19 protein-coding genes are annotated in these 19,471 nt (G+C 71.8%); 10 read left to right on the top strand and 9 right to left on the bottom strand.

Annotated features, from left to right (window positions below; all coding sequences use genetic code 11):
• Positions 1 to 32 precede the first annotated feature (32 nt).
• On the bottom strand, positions 33 to 977 hold the full coding sequence (locus ACFQ8T_RS03780; RefSeq protein ID WP_430545229.1) for an ROK family glucokinase: 945 nt from the start codon (positions 975 to 977) through the stop codon (positions 33 to 35).
• Between the two features lie 276 nt (positions 978 to 1,253).
• Between ACFQ8T_RS03780 and ACFQ8T_RS03775 the strand changes: the two genes are divergently transcribed.
• From ACFQ8T_RS03775 to ACFQ8T_RS03765, 3 genes are all read left to right on the top strand, one after another.
• Positions 1,254 to 3,065, top strand: coding sequence for an AMP-dependent synthetase/ligase (locus ACFQ8T_RS03775; RefSeq protein ID WP_430545228.1), 1,812 nt, complete (start codon positions 1,254 to 1,256; stop codon positions 3,063 to 3,065).
• A 103-nt stretch (positions 3,066 to 3,168) separates the two neighbouring features.
• Positions 3,169 to 4,977 (top strand): DEDD exonuclease domain-containing protein, encoded by a 1,809-nt coding sequence (locus ACFQ8T_RS03770; protein WP_430545227.1) that lies wholly within the window; start codon positions 3,169 to 3,171, stop codon positions 4,975 to 4,977.
• Positions 4,971 to 5,252, top strand: a complete 282-nt coding sequence (locus ACFQ8T_RS03765; protein ID WP_430545226.1) for an Lrp/AsnC family transcriptional regulator — start codon at positions 4,971 to 4,973, stop codon at positions 5,250 to 5,252. The genes ACFQ8T_RS03770 and ACFQ8T_RS03765 overlap by 7 nt, the downstream gene beginning before the upstream one ends.
• A gap of 7 nt (positions 5,253 to 5,259) precedes the next feature.
• Here ACFQ8T_RS03765 and trpD read toward each other — a convergent pair whose 3' ends face one another.
• Both trpD and ACFQ8T_RS03755 read right to left on the bottom strand, forming a co-directional pair.
• Positions 5,260 to 6,327: an anthranilate phosphoribosyltransferase gene (gene trpD / locus ACFQ8T_RS03760; RefSeq protein WP_430545225.1), complete on the bottom strand. Its 1,068-nt coding sequence runs from the start codon at positions 6,325 to 6,327 to the stop codon at positions 5,260 to 5,262.
• Positions 6,328 to 6,389: 62 nt separating this feature from the next.
• Positions 6,390 to 6,869 (bottom strand): hypothetical protein, encoded by a 480-nt coding sequence (locus ACFQ8T_RS03755; protein WP_430545224.1) that lies wholly within the window; start codon positions 6,867 to 6,869, stop codon positions 6,390 to 6,392.
• A 267-nt stretch (positions 6,870 to 7,136) separates the two neighbouring features.
• Here ACFQ8T_RS03755 and ACFQ8T_RS03750 point away from each other — a divergent pair, with 267 nt between their 5' ends.
• The 5 genes from ACFQ8T_RS03750 (at position 7,137) to ACFQ8T_RS03730 (ending at position 12,182) form a co-directional block, all read left to right on the top strand.
• Positions 7,137 to 7,790, top strand: coding sequence for a heme-copper oxidase subunit III (locus tag ACFQ8T_RS03750; RefSeq protein WP_430545223.1), 654 nt, complete (start codon positions 7,137 to 7,139; stop codon positions 7,788 to 7,790).
• Between the two features lie 67 nt (positions 7,791 to 7,857).
• Complete coding sequence (locus tag ACFQ8T_RS03745) at positions 7,858 to 8,637, top strand: c-type cytochrome (RefSeq protein WP_430545222.1); 780 nt, start codon at positions 7,858 to 7,860, stop codon at positions 8,635 to 8,637.
• Complete coding sequence (locus ACFQ8T_RS03740; RefSeq protein WP_430545221.1) at positions 8,634 to 9,686, top strand: Rieske 2Fe-2S domain-containing protein; 1,053 nt, start codon at positions 8,634 to 8,636, stop codon at positions 9,684 to 9,686. Before ACFQ8T_RS03745 ends, ACFQ8T_RS03740 begins: the two co-directional genes overlap by 4 nt.
• A complete protein-coding gene (locus tag ACFQ8T_RS03735) occupies positions 9,683 to 11,386 on the top strand; it encodes a cytochrome bc complex cytochrome b subunit (RefSeq protein WP_430545220.1) in 1,704 nt (567 codons plus the stop codon). Before ACFQ8T_RS03740 ends, ACFQ8T_RS03735 begins: the two co-directional genes overlap by 4 nt.
• A gap of 169 nt (positions 11,387 to 11,555) precedes the next feature.
• On the top strand, positions 11,556 to 12,182 hold the full coding sequence (locus ACFQ8T_RS03730; protein WP_430545219.1) for a superoxide dismutase: 627 nt from the start codon (positions 11,556 to 11,558) through the stop codon (positions 12,180 to 12,182).
• Positions 12,183 to 12,278: 96 nt separating this feature from the next.
• On the opposite strand, the gene ACFQ8T_RS03725 is transcribed toward ACFQ8T_RS03730, so the two are convergent.
• From ACFQ8T_RS03725 to coxB, 4 genes are all read right to left on the bottom strand, one after another.
• The gene (locus ACFQ8T_RS03725; protein WP_430545218.1) at positions 12,279 to 13,112 is read right to left on the bottom strand and encodes an LppX_LprAFG lipoprotein; all 834 of its coding nucleotides are present in this window, start codon (positions 13,110 to 13,112) and stop codon (positions 12,279 to 12,281) included.
• A 192-nt stretch (positions 13,113 to 13,304) separates the two neighbouring features.
• Complete coding sequence (locus ACFQ8T_RS03720; protein WP_429764282.1) at positions 13,305 to 13,706, bottom strand: cytochrome c oxidase subunit 4; 402 nt, start codon at positions 13,704 to 13,706, stop codon at positions 13,305 to 13,307.
• On the bottom strand, positions 13,703 to 15,523 hold the full coding sequence (gene ctaD / locus ACFQ8T_RS03715; protein WP_430545217.1) for a cytochrome c oxidase subunit I: 1,821 nt from the start codon (positions 15,521 to 15,523) through the stop codon (positions 13,703 to 13,705). Before ctaD ends, ACFQ8T_RS03720 begins: the two co-directional genes overlap by 4 nt.
• The gene (gene coxB / locus ACFQ8T_RS03710) at positions 15,523 to 16,446 is read right to left on the bottom strand and encodes a cytochrome c oxidase subunit II (RefSeq protein ID WP_430545216.1); all 924 of its coding nucleotides are present in this window, start codon (positions 16,444 to 16,446) and stop codon (positions 15,523 to 15,525) included. Before coxB ends, ctaD begins: the two co-directional genes overlap by 1 nt.
• 370 nt (positions 16,447 to 16,816) lie before the next feature.
• Between coxB and ACFQ8T_RS03705 the strand changes: the two genes are divergently transcribed.
• Together ACFQ8T_RS03705 and ACFQ8T_RS03700 are read left to right on the top strand one after the other, a co-directional pair.
• Positions 16,817 to 18,016 (top strand): cysteine desulfurase family protein, encoded by a 1,200-nt coding sequence (locus ACFQ8T_RS03705; RefSeq protein ID WP_430545215.1) that lies wholly within the window; start codon positions 16,817 to 16,819, stop codon positions 18,014 to 18,016.
• Positions 18,013 to 18,324, top strand: coding sequence for a sulfurtransferase TusA family protein (locus tag ACFQ8T_RS03700; RefSeq protein WP_430545214.1), 312 nt, complete (start codon positions 18,013 to 18,015; stop codon positions 18,322 to 18,324). The genes ACFQ8T_RS03705 and ACFQ8T_RS03700 overlap by 4 nt, the downstream gene beginning before the upstream one ends.
• A gap of 81 nt (positions 18,325 to 18,405) precedes the next feature.
• On the opposite strand, the gene erpA is transcribed toward ACFQ8T_RS03700, so the two are convergent.
• Together erpA and ACFQ8T_RS03690 are read right to left on the bottom strand one after the other, a co-directional pair.
• A complete protein-coding gene (erpA, locus tag ACFQ8T_RS03695; protein WP_429764277.1) occupies positions 18,406 to 18,756 on the bottom strand; it encodes an iron-sulfur cluster insertion protein ErpA in 351 nt (116 codons plus the stop codon).
• Between the two features lie 112 nt (positions 18,757 to 18,868).
• On the bottom strand, positions 18,869 to 19,357 hold the full coding sequence (locus ACFQ8T_RS03690; protein ID WP_430545213.1) for a glycerate kinase: 489 nt from the start codon (positions 19,355 to 19,357) through the stop codon (positions 18,869 to 18,871).
• Positions 19,358 to 19,471 lie beyond the last annotated feature (114 nt).

Below are 19,471 nucleotides of genomic sequence, written 5' to 3'. Positions count from 1 at the left end.
GGGCCGGGCGACGGGGCCGGCCGACGTGCGGATCAGCGCCGGGCGAGGTCGGCGGCGCCGATGATGCCCGCCTCGTTGCCGTGCTCGGCGAGCTCGATCTGCGCCACCGGGCGGTGCCCGAGGGCCGACAGCTGCGCCTCGTACGCCTTGCGCACGGGCAGGAGCAGCAGGTCGCCGGCCGCGCCGACGCCGCCGCCGATGACGATGAGCTCGGGGTCGAGCAGCGCGGCGACGGACGCCGAGCCCTCGCCGATCCAACGGCCGAGCGTCGCCAGCAGCTCGACCGCGAGCTCGTCGCCCTCCTGCGCCGCCTGCGTGACGTGCGGGCCCTCGAGCGCCGACACGTCGCCGCCGGCGAGCTCGACCAGCCGCGTCGCCCGCTCCGGCTGGGCGATCACCGCCTGCTTCGCGTCGCGCACCAGGGCCGTGCCGGACGCGTACTGCTCCCAGCAGCCCTCGTGCCCGCAGCCGCAGTAGTGGCCGCCCGGGACGACCCGCATGTGCCCCACCTCGGCCGCGACGCCCCACTTGCCGCGCACGAGCTCGCGGTCCACCACGATCGCGCCGCCGAGCCCGGTGCCGACCGTCAGCATGAGCATGTCGGTGGCCTCGCGGGCGGCACCGAAGCGGAACTCCGCCCAGCCAGCGGCGTTGGCGTCGTTCTCGACGACCACGGGGACGTCGACGTCCAGCAGCGCCTCGATCCGCTCGGCGAGCGGGTACTCGCGCCAGGCGATGTTCGGGGCGAAGAGCACCGACCGCCGGTCGGGGCTCACGAAGCCGGCGGCGGCGAGGCCGATCGCGCCGACCTCGTGCTCCTTGGCCAGCTCGGTGCACGCGTCCGCGATGGCCTGATCGATGGAGGCGACGTCGTCCGCGACCGTCTCGCGCCGTACCTTCGCGAGAATCTTGCCCGCCTCGTCCACCACACCCACGGCAATCTTCGTGCCGCCGATGTCGACTCCGATGGCGTGCATGCGGGAACCTCGCGTTCATGTGTCGGGACGCCGCGTCCGTACGGCGCATCACCCGGTCGCCGTCGCGGCGCGGGGGCGCGCGGTGCGCGCAGGGACAAGACTAGCCACCGCGACCGGGGGGTGCGACGCTCGTCCACCACCGGGACGTCACCGCGACGTCACCGGTGGTCACGGACCGTCACCGAACCGTGTCCTGGACCACTCGTGAGACCCGGTATCGTGGCGGCCGGGGAACGCACCCCTGGCCAATGCATGAGCATGGACGATGGAGTCAGCATGGACGAGATCACCATTCCGCAGGCGGTCGAGCTGCCTGCCACGTCGAACCTCAACGACCTCCTCGCCACCCGCGTGGCGAGCGACCCGCGCGCCACGCTCGCCGAGCGTCCCTCCGGCGACGGCTGGCAGCCGGTCTCGGCCGCACAGTTCGACGCCGAGGTGGTGGCCGTCGCGAAGGGGCTGGTCGCCCAGGGCGTGCAGCCCGGCGACCCCGTCGGCATCATGTCGCACACGCGCTACGAGTGGACCCTGCTCGACTTCGCCGCCTGGGCGGCGGGCGCGGTCCCGGTGCCGATCTACGAGACGTCCTCCGCCGAGCAGGTGGAGTGGATCCTCACCGACTCCGGCATCACGCTGCTCGTCGTCGAGGACTCCGGCCTCGCCGCCACCGTCGCGGAGGTCTCCGACCGCGCGCCGGCCCTGCGCGAGGTCCTCGAGATCGAGGACGGCGCGATCGCCAAGCTGACGGCCGCGGGCGCCGACGTCGCCGACGACGAGATCGCCCGCCGCCGCGGGATCGCCGACCTCGCCGACGTCGCGACGATCATCTACACCTCCGGCACGACCGGGACCCCCAAGGGCGCCGAGATCACCCACGGCAACCTCGCGCTGCTCGGCGTGAACGCCGTCGCCGCCGTGCCCGAGGTCTTCAAGGACGGCGGGCGCACCCTGCTCTTCCTGCCCCTGGCGCACGTCTTCGCGCGCTACATCGAGATCCTCGCGATCGCGAGCGGCACCGTGCTCGGCCACTGGGCCGACCTCAAGACGGTCACCGCCGGCCTGGAGGCCTTCCGGCCCACCTACATCCTCGCGGTGCCGCGGGTCTTCGAGAAGGTCTACAACGCCGCGGAGCAGAAGGCCGCCGCCGGGGGCAAGCTGAAGATCTTCCACTGGGCGGCCGCGACCGGCATCGCCTACTCGCGCGCGCTCGACACGCCGTCGGGCCCGTCGCTGTGGCTCCGCCTCCAGCACAAGGTCGCCGACACCCTCGTGTTCTCGAAGCTGCGCGCCGTGCTCGGCGGGCAGGCCCAGTACGCCGTCTCCGGGGGCGGCCCCCTCGGCGAGCGGCTCGGGCACTTCTTCCGCGGTCTCGGCGTCACCATCCTCGAGGGCTACGGGCTCACCGAGACCACCGCGCCGACCAGCGTGAACCGCCCCGACGCCATCAAGATCGGTTCGGTCGGGCCCCAGCTGCCCGGCTGCGGGGTCAGGATCGCCCCGGACGGCGAGGTCCTGCTGCGCGGCATCCAGGTGTTCCGCGGGTACCACAACAACCCGGAGGCGACCGCCGAGGCGTTCGACGACGGCTGGTTCCGCAGCGGTGACCTCGGCACGCTCGACGACGACGGCTTCCTCACGATCACGGGCCGCAAGAAGGAGATCATCGTGACGGCCGGCGGCAAGAACGTCGCCCCGGCGATGCTCGAGGACCGGATCCGCGCGCACGCACTGGTGAGCCAGTGCGTCGTCGTCGGCGACAACCGGCCGTTCATCGGCGCGCTGATCACTCTCGACGCCGAGGGCCTGCCCGGCTGGCTCAAGATGCACGACAAGCCCGAGATGACGCCCGCGCAGGCGGCGACCGACCCGGAGGTGCTGGCCGCGCTCGATGCCGCCGTGACCCGCGCCAACCAGGCGGTCTCGAAGGCCGAGTCGATCCGCAAGTTCGCCGTGCTGCCGGGCGACCTCACGGTCGAGAACGGCTACCTCACGCCCAAGCAGAGCGTGCGCCGCCACGTCTTCGTCAAGGACTTCGCCGCCGAGATCGACGAGCTGTACGTCGACACCCGGCAGAAGTCCGCGAGCTGACCCGGCCCCGCCCGCACGGACCCGAGCCCGCCGAGACCACCGTCTCGGCGGGCTCGCCCGTCCCCACCCCCTGGCTGTCGGAGGCCGCCGCTACGGTCCCGGCATGCCGAGCACCACCCCGCACCCGACGCGCACGACCGCGCTCCAGCCCTCGTTCGAGGACCTCGGGACCTCCCTGCGGGACGTCACCTTCGTCGTGGTCGACCTCGAGACGACCGGCGGGCGGGCCGCCGACGGCGGCATCACGGAGATCGGTGCGGTCAAGGTGCGCGGCGGAGAGGTGCTGGGCGAGCTGCAGTCGCTCGTCAACCCGGGCCACCCGGTGCCGGCCTTCGTCGCCCGGCTCACGGGCATCACGACGTCCATGGTCGCCACGGCTCCCCCGGTCGAGCTCGTCCTGCCGAGCTTCCTGGAGTTCGCGCGCGACGCCGTGCTCGTCGCGCACAACGCGCCGTACGACGTCGGCTACCTGCGGGCCGCCTGCGACCGGCTCGGCTACGACTGGCCGGGGTTCCGGGTGGTGGACACCGTCCCCCTCGCGCGTCGCGTCGTCACCCGCGACGAGGCGCCGAACCACAAGCTGTCCACCCTGGCCGCGCTCTTCCGGGCACGGGTGACGCCCGAGCACCGCGCCCTGGCGGACGCGCGGGCGACCGTCGACGTGCTGCACGCGCTCCTGGAGCGGCTGGCGCCCCTCGGCATCACGCACCTGGAGGACCTCGCCGGCGCCGCCGACCCCGTCCCGCCCGACGTGCGCCGCAAGCGCACGCTCGCCGACGGCCTGCCCGAGGCCCCGGGCGTGTACCTCTTCCGCGGCCCCGGCGACGAGGTCCTGTACGTCGGGACGTCCACGAACCTCCGCAAGCGGGTGCGGTCCTACTTCACGGCCGCCGAGAAGCGCGGGCGCATCACCGAGATGGTGCGGATCGCGCACGCCGTCACGCCCGTGGTCTGCGCGACGCCGCTCGAGGCGTCGGTGCGCGAGCTGCGCCTCATCGCCGAGCACGCGCCGCGGTACAACCGGCGCTCGAAGCACCCGGAGCGCCAGTCCTGGGTGCGTCTCACGGACGAGGCCTACCCCCGGTTGTCGGTGGTGCGCGAGGTGCGGGCCGGGACCCCGCACATCGGCCCGTTCACGTCCCGGCAGGCCGCGCTGGCCGCCGTCGAGGCGGTCCACGACGCCCTGCCCCTGCGCCAGTGCACGGCGCGGCTCCCCCGGGTCGCGCGGACGGCCGGCAGCCCGTGCGCCCTCGCGGGGATGGGACGCTGCTCCGCGCCGTGCACGGCGACGGGCACGCCCGACGAGGGGTACGACGCCGTCGCGGACGCGGCACGCACGGCGCTCACGTCCGACGCCTCGGCCGTCGTCGACGTCCTCGCCGCGCGGGTGGGCCGGCTCGCTGCCCAGGAACGCTTCGAGGAGGCCGGGACCGTGACCCACCGGCTCCGGGCGTTCGTCCAGGGCGCGGCGCGCGCCCAGCGCCTGGACCCCGTCGCCCGGTGCGCCGAGCTCGTCGCCGCGCGGCCCACCCCCGCGGGCGGCTGGGAGCTCGTCGTGGTGAAGCACGCGCGGCTCGCCGCGACCGCCGTCACCGGCCCCGACGAGGACCCGGTGCCCGTCGTCGACGCCCTGCGCGCGACGGCGGAGGCCGTCGCCCCGTCCGTGGCTCCCGCCCCCGCGTGCCATCCCGAGGAGGCCGCCCTCGTGCTGGCGTGGCTGGACGAGCCGGGAGTCCGGCTGGTGCACGTGAGCGACCCCTGGACGTGCCCCGTGCGCTCCGCCGCCGCGCACGCCGACCTCGGCGCGGTCTCGACGACCGTCGCGGGTCTGTGGGCCGCGCCGAGCGAGGACGACGAGACCGCCGGGCGCCTCGCGGCCCCGCCGCCGGTGGCTACGATGACGGCATGCTGACCGCGATCGTGCTCATCGACACCGAGGCCGACCAGATCCCCGAGGTCGCCACCAAGGTCACCGACCTCAAGGGAGTCAGCGAGGTCTACTCCGTCACCGGCAAGGCCGACCTGGTCGCCATGGTGCGCGTGCGGGAGCACGAGGAGCTCGCCGACGTCATCGCCGACGGGATCAGCAAGGTGCCCGGCGTCGTGCGCACAGAGACGCTCATCGCGTTCCGCACCTACTCGAACGTCGACCTCGAGCAGGCGTTCGCCCTCGGCCTGGACGACTGACCGCTCGTCAGTCCCGGGTCGCCGCGACCCAGCCGTCGAGCACGCGGGCGGCTCCGCCCTCGTCGACGCTGCGGGCGGCGAGCTCCATCCCAGCGGCCAGGCGCTCGACCAGCGAGCCCCGGGTGGTGCCGGGCAGGCCCCCGTCGGCGACGAGGCCGGCGGCGGCGTTGAGCAGCACGGTCTCGCGCACCGCCCCGCGGTCGGTCCCGTCGAGCACGCGGCGCGCCACGCCGGCGTTGTGGGCGGCGTCGCCGCCCCGGAGGTCGGCGACCTCGATGCGCTGCAGGCCGAGGTCCGTCGCGGCGTCGAGCCGCTGCTCGACGACCTCGCCGCCCCGCACCTCCCACACCGTCGTGCCCCCGGTGGCCGCGAGCTCGTCGAGCCCGTCGTCGCCCCGGAACACCAGCGCGTCGGTCCCGCGGCTCGCGAACACACCGGCCATCAGCGGCGCCATGCGGGCGTCGGCGCAGCCGACCGCCGTCGCACCGGGCTGCGCGGGGTTGGTCAGCGGGCCGAGGAAGTTGAACGCCGTGGCGATGCCCAGGTCGCGCCGGGCCACGCCGGCGTGCCGCATCGACGGATGGAACAGGCCGGCGAAGCAGAAGGTGATGCCGACCTCCTCGGCGAGGGCCGCGACCCGCTCCGGTGCCTGGTCGAGACGGATCCCGAGCGCCTCCAGCACGTCCGCCGAGCCGGAGGACGAGGACGCCGCGCGGTTGCCGTGCTTGACCACCCGCAGCCCGGCCCCGGCGATCACGACGGCCGCCATCGTGGACACGTTCACCGTGTGGTGCCGGTCGCCGCCCGTGCCGACGATGTCCACCGTCCGGCCCTGGACCTCGATCCGGGTGGCGTGCGCGAGCATCGCGTCGGCGAGCCCCGTGAGCTCCGCGGCCGTCTCGCCCTTCGCCCGGAGGCCGACGAGGAAGCCGGCGAGGCGCGTCGGGGGCACTTCGCCCGACATGACCTCGTCCATGGCCCAGGCCGTCTCGGCGGCAGTCAGGTCGCGCCCGGCGACCAGCTCGGTGAGGATGCCGGGCCAGGTGAGGTCGGAGGCCGGGTCGGTGGAGGCCACGGTGGTCCCTTCGGTTCGGAGCCGCCCGACCTCCGACGGGGCGTGGGCGGCCCCGCGGCGGGTCAGGCGGCCGCGTTCAGGAAGCCGGCCACGGTGCGCTGCAGCTCGATCGCGTCGAGCGGCCTCGGCACCACGGCGTCGGCGAGCGACCACGATGCTAGCCATCCGTCGTCGGGCCTGCCGGTGAGGACCACGACGGGCGGGCAGCGGTACACCTCGTTCTTCAGCTGGCGGCACAGTCCCATGCCACCGGACTTGTCCGCCTCACCGTCCAGCACGAGCAGGTCCCACCCGCCGCGGTCGGCCGCCGCGATGAGTGCCGCGGGCGTCGCGACCTCCGCCCACGCGATCTCGGGTGCGTGCGCGCGCAGGCGCGGCCCGACGGCGGTCCGCACGTGGGCGCGGACGGTCCGGTCGTCGCTGTAGAGCAGGATGCGCGGCCCGCGGGCCGCCGGGCCCGTGCGGGCCGTCGGGGCGATCGCTCCGGTCGGGCTGGTCGGGCTGGTCGTCGTCGGGTCCATCTGATCCGTCTGATCCGTCACCTGCTGGCTCCCCTTCGCGGACGTGCACGGCACCGGGCACGGGCACGACGTCCGGCAGCGGTACCGCGGCCGTCGGACGTCGACGTTTGCTGGCATCGTGGCACACTCGCGTCACCTCGGGCAGGTGCCGAACGTGGTCTTTTACTGGCACTCTCCATGGATCCGTCACCTCGTAGTGGCAGAGTGGCGAGTTTCCGCAGATTCTGTGCACATCGACATTCCGCCAGGCCCGCCCGAGTGGCTCGAACCGGCCGTATGTCGGCCATAATGGCTGACGTGTCGACCGCAACGGCTGCTGCCCCCCATGCCCACCAGCACGTGAGCGTCAACCGTCCGAACCCCGTGTCGGTCGGGACGATCGTCTGGCTCGCGAGCGAGCTCATGTTCTTCGCCGGCCTCTTCGCGATGTACTTCACCGTCCGGTCGGTGATGCCCGAGGCGGAGTGGGCCGCTCAGGCGGACAAGCTCAACATCACCTTCTCGACGATCAACACCACCGTGCTGGTGCTGTCGTCGGTCACCTGCCAGATGGGCGTGTGGGCCGCCGAGCGGTTCAAGCCGGTGCGCTCCGGCTCCCTGCTGCAGGTGACCAAGTGGGGCATGCACGAGTGGATGACCCTCACCTACCTCATGGGCGCGTTCTTCATCGGCGGCCAGATCTTCGAGTACACCGAGCTGGTGCACGAGGGCCTGACCATCTCCTCCAGCCCGTACGGCTCGGTCTTCTACCTGACCACCGGCTTCCACGGCCTCCACGTGCTGGGCGGCCTCATCGCCTTCCTGTTCCTGCTGGGGCGCTCCTTCGCCGCCAAGAACTTCGGCCACCACGAGGCCACCACCGCGATCGTCACGTCCTACTACTGGCACTTCGTCGACGTGGTGTGGATCGCACTCTTCGCCGTCATCTACCTCCTGCGATGACCCCCCCGGCCGGCGTCGCCGTCGGCACTGACCCTGCACCTTCGATCTGCGAGACGAGGATCATTTCGTGAAGGCACTCGCCGCCCGCAGGCACCACCGGTTCGCGCCGGTCGTGCTGTTGCTGCTGGCGCTGCTGGTCACGGGCGGCGTCTACGCCGCCCTGGCCCCGAGCCCGGCCCAGGCCGACACCGCCAGCACCGCGGACATCGAGACCGGGAAGAAGCTCTTCCAGGCCAACTGCGCCACCTGCCACGGCCCGAACGCGGAGGGCACCACCGAGGCACCCTCGCTCGTGGGCGTCGGCGCGGCCGCGGTCGACTTCCAGGTCTCCACCGGCCGGATGCCGATGCAGATGAACGGCCCCCAGGCCGAGGCCAAGCCCCGGCAGATGGACGAGGCCCAGACCGCCGCGCTCGCCGCGTACGTCGCGTCCCTCGGCGCCGGCCCGGCCATCCCCACCGACGAGCAGGTGGACGGGAGCAAGGGCGACCCCGCCAACGGCATGGCCCTCTTCCGCACCAACTGCGCGATGTGCCACAACGCCGTCGGCGCCGGTGGCGCCCTCTCGGAGGGCAAGTTCGCGCCGCCGCTGTGGGACACCTCCGGCCGCAACGTGTACCAGGCCATGCTCACCGGCCCGCAGTCCATGCCGGTGTTCAACGACGCCAACATCACCCCCGAAGAGAAGCGCGACATCATCGCGTTCCTCGACGAGCAGGACCAGGGCTCGGCCGGCGGCCTCACCCTGGGCTCGCTCGGTCCGGTCAGCGAGGGCCTCTGGGCCTGGATCATCGGCATCGGCCTGATCATCGGCGGCGCGGTGTGGATCGGAGCGAAGTCCTCGTGAGCGAGAACCAGAACCCCCAGGGCCCGTCGCGCGACGTGGCCCGGCACGACGGCGACGGCACGGTCGCCCGGACCGACCGCTTCGCGGACCCGGGCGTCCCCACGCACCACCCGCGGCTCGCCGACACGGACCCGAAGGCGGCCAAGCGCAACGAGCGGATCATCGCGATCCTCTTCGCCATCTCGTGCCTCGGCACGATCGCCTCGATCGTCGCCTACTTCGCCGTGCGTCCCGACGGCACCACGCCCGGCGTGCGCCTCTCGACGGTGCTGCTCGGTGTCGCGATCGCCATCTCCCTGTTCGGTATCGGCTTCGCGGCCGTCCACTGGGCCAAGACCCTGATGTCCGGCAAGGAGTACGTCGAGGAGCGCCACTCGAGCAGCAGCTCGGAGGACGTCCGCGAGGTCGTCCAGCAGCAGTTCAAGGACGGGCTCGAGGACTCCGGCATCGCGCGACGGCCCGTCCTCAAGGGCGCGGTCGTCTCCGCGCTCGCCCTCTTCCCGCTGACCATCGCGGTGCCGCTCGTCTCGAGCGTCGGCGGCACGTGGAACGTCAACTCCTTCCGGCACACCATCTGGAAGAAGGGCACGCGCCTCGCCTACGACCCGTCCGGCCGCCCGATCAAGGCGTCGGACCTCACGGTCGGCTCCGTCGCGCACGTCATCCCCGACGTGCCCGCCGAGGAGCGCGAGTCGCACGAGTGGATCACCGAGAAGTCGAAGGCCGTCGTCCTCCTCGTCCGCATGGACCCGCGCGACCACAAGCGCGACCACCGCGAGGGCGCCTCCTACGACGGCATCGTCGCGTACTCGAAGATCTGCACCCACGTCGGGTGCCCGGTCGCCCTGTACGAGCAGCAGACGCACCACCTGCTGTGCCCCTGCCACCAGTCGACGTTCGACATCTCCGACGGCTCCAAGGTGGTCTTCGGACCCGCCAAGCGCCCGCTGCCCCAGCTGCCCATCACCGTCGACGACGAGGGGTATCTTGTGGCTGAGGACGACTTCAACGAGCCCGTCGGCCCGAGCTACTGGGAGCGCCTGAAGTGAGCACCACGACCACTCCCCCCACCGCGGCGGAGCCGACCACCGTGATCGGCAAGTCCGCCGACTACCTCGACCAGCGGACCAAGGTCGGCGTGCTCGCAAAGCAGCTCGTCCGCAAGGTCTTCCCGGACCACTGGTCCTTCATGCTCGGCGAGATCGCGCTGTTCTCGTTCGTCGTGCTGCTCATCTCCGGCGTGTTCCTGGCGATGTTCTTCGACCCGTCGATGGCGCTCGTCACGCACCACGGCGCGCCGGCGACCATGGACGGCCAGCTCATGTCCACCGCCTTCTCCTCGACGCTCAACATGTCGTTCGAGGTGCGCGGCGGTCTGCTCATGCGGCAGATCCACCACTGGTCGGCGCTGATCTTCGTCGCCGGCATCGTGGTGCACATGATGCGCGTCTTCTTCACCGGCGCCTTCCGCAAGCCCCGCGAGCTCAACTGGCTGGTCGGCACGCTGCTGCTGATCTGCAGCCTCCTCGCCGGGTTCTCGGGCTACTCGCTCCCGGACGACGTGCTCTCCGGCAACGGCCTGCGCATCACCGACGGCGTCATCAAGTCGATCCCGATCATCGGGTCGTACCTCTCGTGGTTCGTCTTCGGCGGCGAGTTCCCGGGCGAGCACATCATCCCGCGCCTGTTCACGGTGCACATCCTGCTCGTGCCCGCGCTCATCCTGGCGCTGGTCGGCGTGCACCTGTTCCTCATGGTGCTCAACAAGCACACCCAGTACCCGGGCGGCGGCCGCACCGACAAGAACGTGGTCGGCTACCCCGCGGTCCCGGCGTTCGCCACGAAGATGGGCGGCAACTTCTTCATCATCTTCGGCGTGCTGGCCCTCATGGGCGGCACGATGGCGATCAACAACGTCTGGAACTACGGCCCGTACGACCCGTCACCGGTGTCCGCGGGTGCCCAGCCGGACTGGTACATGCTGTTCCTCGAGGGATCGCTGCGTCTGATGCCCGGCCAGGCCGAGATCGTCACGTGGGGTGACTTCACGCTGTCGCTGAACATCCTGGTGCCGGCGGTCATCATCCCGGGCCTGCTGTTCACGTTCCTGTTCGTGTACCCGTTCCTCGAGGCGAAGGTGACCGGCGACCACCGCGAGCACCACGTGCTCGACCGCCCGCGCAACGTCCCGACCCGCACGGGCCTCGGCGTCGCGTTCCTCACGGCGTTCGTCATCCTCGCGCTGGCGGGGTCGAACGACCTCATCGCGACGCACTTCGCCCTGTCGATCAACACGATCACCTGGGTCTTCCGGGTCCTGTTCTTCGTCGGACCGGTCTTCGCCTTCTGGGTCACGAAGCGGATCTGCCTGGGCCTGCAGCGCAAGGACCGCGAGCTGGTGCTGCACGGGCACGAGACGGGCCGCATCGTGCGGTTCGCCAACGGCGAGTACATCGAGGTCCACCGCCCGCTCGACGAGCAGGAGCGCTGGCTGCGCGTCAACTACGAGGCGCGCCGGCCCCTGGAGATCGAGCCCGCGACCGACGCCCGTGGCGTCAAGCGCAAGGGCTACAAGAAGGACAAGCGTTGGCAGAAGCTGTCGCAGTTCTTCTACGAGGACCGGGTCGAGCCCGTGACCCCGGCCGAGCTGGCCGCGGCGCACGCTCACGGCGAGCACGACGAGCTCGAGCCCGCCCACGACACCCCCGAGCTGGTCTCGGGGTCTGGCAACGTCGAGCGGGAGCACTGAGTCTCCTGCAGGCTGGACCCATGGCCCGCGCTCCCCTCCCCCGATCCGTCGGGCGGGGTGCGCGGGCCGTCGTCGTCCCCGGCACGTGAGAACGGCCGGGGACCAGCCGTCGACGACGTCCCCACGCACGCCGGTACGACGTGCGGCACGCAACCGGAGGTATCTCAGCATGGCTGTCTACACGCTCCCTGACCTGCCCTACGACTACAGCGCCCTCGAGCCGCACATCAGCGGCAAGATCATGGAGCTGCACCACGACAAGCACCACGCGGCCTACGTCACCGGCGCCAACACCGCCCTGGAGAAGCTCGCCGAGGCCCGCGAGTCCGGCGACAACGCCGCGGTGAACCTGCACGAGAAGAACCTCGCGTTCAACCTCGGCGGCCACACCAACCACACCGTCTTCTGGAACAACCTCTCCCCCGAGGGCGGCGGCCAGCCCGAGGGCGAGCTCGCCGAGGCCGTCAAGGACGCCTTCGGCTCCTTCGACAAGTTCCAGGCCCAGTTCGCCGCCGTCGCCACCGGCATCCAGGGCTCCGGCTGGGCCGTGCTCGGCTGGGACTCCATCGGCCAGCGCCTCGCCATCTTCCAGCTCTTCGACCAGCAGGCCAACGTCCCCGTCGGCATCACCCCGCTGTTCATGCTGGACATGTGGGAGCACGCCTTCTACCTCGACTACCTCAACGTCAAGGCCGACTACGTCAAGGCCGTCTGGAACATCGCGAACTGGCAGGACGTCGCCGCCCGCCTCCAGCGCGCCCGCACCCAGACCGCCGGGCTCATCGTCCCCGCCTGACCGGTGCGGCCCGCTCCGGGCCTCCCAGCACGCACAGAGGCCCCGCACGCGCTGCATGCGGGGCCTCTGTGCTCTCTCAGGCTGCCGGCGGCCGTGTCAGCCCTGACCGAACTCCGAGTACGGGATCACGTCGTCCTCGGCGGGCGCCGTGACGTCGACCGGCTCGCCCCACTTGCTGAACGTGGACTCGACGACCATCTCCTGGCCCTCGACCTCCATCGTGATGTCGGCCTCCACGGGCAGGCCCCGCGGGTCCACCTTGTAGACCGCGGAGATCTCGCCGAGCTGGTCCGCGGTCGACGCGTCGATGCCCGCCGTGCCGTCCTTCACCTTGGACGGGTCGACCGTGGCCGTGTAGACCTGGGTCTCGACCCCGTCGACAGTCTCGGTGCCGGTGTGCTCGAACGAGGTGACGGCGTCCGCCATCGCCTCTGCCTGCGAGGCGGTGTCCATGGACTCCATCGAGTCGATCGTGCCTGCGAGGGCCGGGTCCTCCGCCATGTCCTCAGCGGTCATCGACAGGTACTTGCCCTGGGTCATCTCCCCCATGGACAGGTAGATCGTGCCGTCGAGCAGCACGATGTCCATGTCCATGCCCATGACCGCCATGGACATCTGCATGGTCGTCTCGTCGAACGTCGGGCCGTAGGCCACGTCGGCCGACGTGGTGCTCTCGGTCATCCCGGCCGACTCGGCGAGCTCACCCGAGTACGTCAGCTCCATGTGCGCGCTCGACGCCTCTTCCTGCGCGGCCTGCATCTGCCCGGCCAGGTCCGTCATCGTCGAGACCGTCGCGATCTTCGCCGCCGGCTCCTCGGCGGCCTGCTCGCCGGCGGCGGGTGCCGCGGGCTCCTCGCTCCCGCAGGCGCTCAGGGCGAGGGCGACCAGGCCCGCCGATGCCAGGGCCACGGTCTTCTGGGGGACGCGCATGATGCTCCTTCTCAGGGAATCGTGAGGTTTTATTGCATCACGGGACCGTCGCGCGGTGAGCGGGTCGGACCGCATCGTCTCGGATCGTTGTCGATCCGTGTCCCGCGTCCTCGGCCCTCAGGCGCCCTCCCGAGGAACGGCGAAGGGCCCCGCACGCGAGTCGCGTGAGGGGCCCTCCGATGAGCAGAAGCCTCAGTGGGCGTGCTGCCCACGGCTGAACTCGAACACCCAGCCGACGAGGCCGATGACGCCGAGGATGAAGCCGATGTAGAGCACCCACCAGCCCACGGCAAGCCCGAGGAACGCGATCGCGGCGGCGGCGGCGATCACCAGCGGCCACCAGCTCCACGGCGAGTACACGCCCTGGTCGCCGGCGCCCTGCTCGATCTCGCCCTCCTCGTCGTCCTCCGGACGGGGGTCGATGCGACGGGCGGTGAGCGCGAGGTAGGCGCCCACCATCGCGACGAGCGCACCCACCAGCGGGATGCCGAGGTAGCCGACCGGCTCCTGGAAGTGCGTGACGAAGCCGTAGATCACTCCGACGAGCACGAAGAACGGCGCGAGGAACAGGAAGAGCTTGATCTCGATCTTCACTTGCGGTTCTCCTCCTCGTCGTCGATCACCGTGGTGGTCGACTGGGCGGCGGACGACTGCGCGTTGTCGCGACGCTCCTCGACCAGCTGCTGGTGTCCGCGCCGGTCCGGGTCACCGTAGACCTGGACCAGCGGCCCGTGACCCGGCGCCTGCTCCATGGCCGCGACCTCGGGGTGGTGCAGGTCGAAGGCCGGCGACTCCGAGCGGATGCGCGGCAGCGAGGTGAAGTTGTGCCGCGGCGGCGGGCAGCTGGTGGCCCACTCGAGCGAGCGGCCGTAGCCCCACGGGTCGTCGACGGTGACCTTCGGCGCGTTGCGCCAGGTCGTGTAGACGTTCCAGAGGAACGGCAGCGTGGAGGCCGCCAGGATGAACGCGCCGATGGTCGACACCTGGTTCTCCCAGGTGAAGCCCTCCTCGGGCATGTAGTCGGCGTACCGACGGGCCATGCCCTCCACGCCCAGCCAGTGCTGGATGAGGAACGTCATGTGGAAGCCGACGAACAGCAGCCAGAAGTGGACCTTGCCGAGCCGCTCGTTGAGCATCCGGCCCGTGAACTTCGGCCACCAGAAGTAGAAGCCGGCGAACATCGCGAACACCACGGTGCCGAAGACCACGTAGTGGAAGTGCGCCACCACGAAGTACGAGTCGGACAGGTGGAAGTCCAGGGCGGGGCTGGACAGGATGATGCCCGTCAGCCCGCCGAAGAGGAAGGTCACGAGGAAGCCGATCGACCACAGCATCGGTGTCTCGAACGTGAGCTTCCCGCGCCACATCGTGCCGATCCAGTTGAAGAACTTCACGCCGGTCGGGATGGCGATCAGCATCGTCATGAAGGCGAAGAACGGCAGGAGCACCGCGCCGGTCACGTACATGTGGTGGGCCCACACCGTCACGGACAGCGCCGCGATCGCGATCGTCGCGTAGATCAGGCCCTTGTAGCCGAAGATCGGCTTGCGGCTGAAGACCGGGAAGATCTCCGACACGATGCCGAAGAACGGCAGCGCGATGATGTACACCTCGGGGTGGCCGAAGAACCAGAACAGGTGCTGCCAGAGGATCGCCCCGCCGTTCTCGGGGTTGAAGACCTGCGCCCCGAGGCGGCGGTCGGCGCCCAGCGCGAAGAGCGCGGAGGCCAGCGGCGGGAAGGCCATCAGCACGAGGAGGCTCGTGACGAGCGTGTTCCACGTGAAGATGGGCATCCGGAACATGGTCATGCCCGGCGCACGCATCGTGATGATCGTGGTGATGAAGTTGACGGCACCGAGGATGGTGCCGAAGCCCGCCAGCGCGAGGCCGAACACCCAGAGGTCTCCGCCTAGTCCTGGACTGAACGTCGTGTTCGACAACGGTGCGTAGGCGAACCAGCCGAACGACGCGGCACCCTGCGGGGTGAAGAAGCCCGCCGCCGCGATGAGGCCGCCGAAGAGGAACAGCCAGTACGCGAACATGTTGAGCCGCGGGAACGCGACGTCGGGCGCGCCGATCTGCAGGGGCATGATCACGTTGGCGAAGCCCGCGAACAGGGGCGTCGCGAACAGCAGCAGCATGATCGTGCCGTGCATCGTGAAGAGCTGGTTGTACTGCTCCTTGCTCTGCACCACCTGCAGGCCGGGCATGAACAGCTCGGCGCGGATCAGCAGGGCGAGGATGCCTCCCACCGCGAACCAGATGAACGACGTGATGAGGTACAGGTAGCCGATCGTCTTGTGGTCGGTGGAGGTGATCCACTTGACCACGGTGCGACCGAGGTTCTGGCGCTTCGGCGCGAGACCGGGGATGACCTCGACGTCGTGCGCGGGGGCAGTCGTGGCCGCCATCAGTTCTCGACCTCCGGGAGGGTGTCTTCCTGCGGGAAGTTCGCGTCGTGCTGCTGGCGGTTCAGGTCGAGCCCGAGCTCGCCCGTCTGCCCCGCGGCCTCGAGGTCGGCCATGTGGGCGTCGTACTCCGCCTGCGAGACGACCTTGACGTTGAAGAGCATCCCGGAGTGGAACTCGCCGCAGAGCTCGGCGCACTTGCCGGCGTACGTGCCCTCACGGGTCGGGGTGACCTGGAAGGTGTTGGTACGGCCCGGGATCATGTCCTGCTTGTACAGGAAGGCGGGGATCCAGAACGAGTGGATGACGTCGCGGGAGTCCAGCGTGAACTCGACCGTCTGGTCGACCGGGAGGTACAGCGTCGGGACGTCCTTCGACGTGCCCGGGGCACCGTCGACCTCGTCGTCGATCGTCTGGCCGCCGACGTCGAGCAGGTGCTGCCCGGATTCGTAGACGTCGGAGTCCAGGTAGTTGAAGTCCCAGCTCCACTGCTTGCCGATGACCTGGATGTTCACGTCCGGCTCGGCGCTGGTGTCCTGCACGGCCGACATGTCGCGGTCCGTGTAGAAGAACAGGACCAGGATCATGATCGTCGGCACGGCCGTGTACATGATCTCGAGCGGCATGTGGTAGCGCGTCTGGATCGGGAGCTGGTGGTCGTCCCGGCGCTTGCGGTACGCCGCGACGCACCACAGCATCAGGCCCCACGTGATCACACCGACGATCAGCGCCGCGATCCAGGAGCCGACCCAGAGGTTGGTGATTCGCTCGGTCTGGTTGGTCACCTCCCCGTCGCTGTAGCCGGGCAGGTATCCGCGCTTGACGGAGTCGCTGGCACAACCGGAGGCCAACACGGCGACGGCGCCGGCGATAGCCGTCGCGCGCAGGATGACCCGCCGGGTGCGGGTGGGGCTCTTCGAGTGCAAGGGAGGCCTTTCACGTCACGTCCTGCCCGACCGCCACGGCCCCTCTGGGCAACAGGCACGCGGACAGGACCTTCGTCCTCGATGAAGTGCAGCCTAGCGCGCCCGGAGCAGGTTCGACGCCGCGAAAGCCCCCTCGGGGCGTGACTCTTTCCGCACGGGACGTCCACAACTCCTTCTTGCACACAGACCCCCGGAGAGTGTCAGATCGATCCTCGGGAATGTCAGATCCTCCGGACCGTGCCGGACCCCGACCGACCGGACCCCGACGCCCCGAAGATGGCACGATCGTGCCCCGGGCGTGCATCCCGCGCCCGCCCGACGCGCCCGGACACGGCGTCGGGACGCACGTCAGCCCCCACGGAGCACGCCTGTGACCGACACCACCGAGCCGACCGGGAACCACTCCCCCGCGGCGCCGCCCACGGCGTCCGCCCCGCGGGTGCACCTGGACAACGGCGGCGGCGCCCCGCTGCACCCGCTCGCGCGGCAGGCCCTCCTGCAGGCGCTCGACGACGGCTGGGCCGACCCGCACCGCCTGCACACGGAGGGACGCCGGGCGGCGCGCCTCCTCGACGGCGCGCGGGAGGCGGTCGCCGCCGTCCTGGGGGCGCGCACGGAGGAGGTGCGCTTCACGGCCGGCCACGCGTCCGCGCTCCGCGACGCCCTGGTGGGCACCGCGCAGGCCCGCCGCCGCGCGGGCGGTGACGTCGTCGTGGGCGGTACCGAGCGCGCGGCGGTGCTGCACGGGGCGGCCGTCGCCGCACAGGCCCAGGAGGGCGAGCGCGTGGTGGTCGGCGTCGACCCCCACGGTCGCGTCGACCCGGACGCCTTCGCGGACCGCGTCGCGCGCCCCGGCGTCGCGATCGCGGCGCTCCAGCACGCCAACGGCGAGGTGGGCACGCGGCAGCCGCTGAGCACCGTGCACGAGGCCACCCGGGCCGCAGGGGTGCCGCTCCTCGTGGACGCGGGCGCCTCGCTGGGCCACGACGTCGTGCCCGAGGCCTGGGACCTCCTCGCCGCCCACCCGGCCGACTGGGGCGGGCCCGCCGGGGTGGGTGTGCTCGCCGTGCGTCAGCGCGTGCGGGCCGTCCCGCCCGCGCCGGAGGACGCCGACCCCTGGGCGCCCGGCGGGGTGAGCGTGCCCGCCGCGTTCGCCGCCGCCGTGGCCCTGCAGGCGACGGTGGCCGACCGCGCCGCGCAGGACGAGCGGCGCCGGCTCCTCACGCAGCGAGTGCGGGCGGCGGCGTCCGCCGTCCCCGACGTCGAGGTGGTGGGCGACCCGGACGACCGGCTCCCCCACATCGTCACCTTCTCGTGCCTGTACGTCGACGGCGAGGCGCTCGTGACGGAGCTGGACCGGGCGGGCTTCGCCGTCGGCTCCGGCTCCGCCTGCACCGCGAGCACCCTGGAGCCGTCGCACGTGCTCGCGGCGATGGGGGTGCTCACGCACGGCAACGTGCGGATCGCCCTCGACCGGTCGACCACCGAGGACGACGTCGACCGCTTCCTGGCCGTCCTCCCGGGCGCCGTGCGGCGGGTGCGCGACGTGCTCGGGGTGGACGGGCTGTGAGCGCGGAGGGCTCCGGGGCCGGCCCCGGGGTGGACGGCGTGGTCGTCGACGCACGCGGCCTGCGCTGCCCGCTGCCGGTGATCCGGCTGGCCGCGGCGTCCCGCGACCTGCCCGCCGGGACGCTCGTGACCGTGCTGTCGACCGACCCGGCGGCCCGCCACGACGTGCCCGCCTGGGCCCGGATGCGGGGCCATGCGGCGGTCGGCGAGACCGAGACCCCCGCGACGGACGAGGCGGAGGAGCCCGGCGACGACGGACCCGCTCCGAGGACGTGGTCGCTCACCGTGCGGCTGGGCGCCACCTCCTGAGCCGCGACGACGGCGGGCCCGCGACGACGACGGCCCGGCCACCCCGTGGGGGCGGCCGGGCCGTCGAGCTCGCTCAGCGGTTCAGCTGAAGGAGCCGCCGCAGGCGCAGGAGCTGCCGGCGTTCGGGTTGTCGATCGTGAAGCCCTGCTTCTCGATGGTGTCCGCGAAGTCGATCTTCGCGCCCTCGAGGTAGGGCACGCTCATGCGGTCCACGACGACCTCGACGCCGTCGAAGTCGCGCAGCGCGTCGCCGTCGAGGAGGCGCTCGTCGAAGTAGAGCTGGTAGATGAGGCCGGAACAGCCGCCGGGCTGGACGGCCACCCGCAGACGGAGGTCGTCGCGGCCCTCCTGCTCGAGCAGGCTGCGAACCTTGTCGGCGGCGACGTCGGACAGGTCCACGGCGTGCGTGGCGATCTCGGTGGTGTCGGTCATGCTTCCTCCAACAGGCGGACCGGTACGGCTGTTCCCGATCCTACGCGCGAATTCCGCGGGCGCGATGACGCGGGTCACAGGCGCGGCGCGGCAGCCGTCGAGGTCGTGGCGGTCAGGCCCAGGACGGCGCCCAGGTCCGCGCCACGCGCGCGGTCGCCGTCGCGGCGTCGGGCCCCGTCTCGTGCACGCCGCTCACCCCGGCCCCGGACCACTCGCGCCGCGACACCTCGCTGCGGCCGGCCAGCACCACGACCGGGACGGCGTGCGGGGCGGCGGCCGCCACGGCGGCCGGGACGCGCCCCTCGCGCAGGGTCGTGCCGTCCAGCACGGGGACGTGCACGACGACGAGGTCGGCCTCGGCGGCCGGGCCGGCGAGCGGCCCCTCCTCCGGCCCCGCGACGCTCGACAGCCCGAGGGCGCCCAGGGGGACGAACACGCCCGCGAGCGCCGGTCGGGCCTCCCCGGGCGGCACGGTGTCGGACGGGGTGCCGGGCAGGACGACGGCGGTCACGTCGCACGACGGCGCGGCCTCCCGCCACGCCGTCGCGAGCGCGGGGGCCAGAGGGCCGGCGTCCTCGCCGACGCAGAGCAGCACCTGCATGCCGCGATCGTGGCACACCCGGCGGCGTCACGGACGCTCGGCGTCCCGAACGCGGCACCTGTGGAGACGCGGACGCACGGCACGCCGCGCACGGGCGCTGTGCAACCGGACGCA

This window comes from Isoptericola sp. NPDC056618 (assembly GCF_042792715.1).
GTDB lineage: Bacteria > Actinomycetota > Actinomycetes > Actinomycetales > Cellulomonadaceae > Isoptericola > Isoptericola nanjingensis.
Note: the sequence above shows the minus strand (reverse complement) of the source record. Positions and strands in the feature narration are given on the sequence as shown.

Bases quoted from the DNA above. Each gene is read 5' to 3' on its own strand.
- erpA (WP_429764277.1), bottom strand. From the start codon at position 18,756: ATGACCGACACCACCGAGATCGCCACGCACGCCGTGGACCTGTCCGAC.
- ACFQ8T_RS03775 (WP_430545228.1), top strand. From the start codon at position 1,254: ATGGACGAGATCACCATTCCGCAGGCGGTCGAGCTGCCTGCCACGTCG.
- ctaD (WP_430545217.1), bottom strand. From the start codon at position 15,523: ATGGCGGCCACGACTGCCCCCGCGCACGACGTCGAGGTCATCCCCGGT.
- ACFQ8T_RS03780 (WP_430545229.1), bottom strand. From the start codon at position 977: ATGCACGCCATCGGAGTCGACATCGGCGGCACGAAGATTGCCGTGGGT.
- ACFQ8T_RS03765 (WP_430545226.1), top strand. From the start codon at position 4,971: ATGCTGACCGCGATCGTGCTCATCGACACCGAGGCCGACCAGATCCCC.
- ACFQ8T_RS03750 (WP_430545223.1), top strand. From the start codon at position 7,137: ATGGCTGACGTGTCGACCGCAACGGCTGCTGCCCCCCATGCCCACCAG.
- ACFQ8T_RS03730 (WP_430545219.1), top strand. From the start codon at position 11,556: ATGGCTGTCTACACGCTCCCTGACCTGCCCTACGACTACAGCGCCCTC.
- ACFQ8T_RS03690 (WP_430545213.1), bottom strand. From the start codon at position 19,357: ATGCAGGTGCTGCTCTGCGTCGGCGAGGACGCCGGCCCTCTGGCCCCC.
- ACFQ8T_RS03770 (WP_430545227.1), top strand. From the start codon at position 3,169: ATGCCGAGCACCACCCCGCACCCGACGCGCACGACCGCGCTCCAGCCC.
- ACFQ8T_RS03725 (WP_430545218.1), bottom strand. From the start codon at position 13,112: ATGCGCGTCCCCCAGAAGACCGTGGCCCTGGCATCGGCGGGCCTGGTC.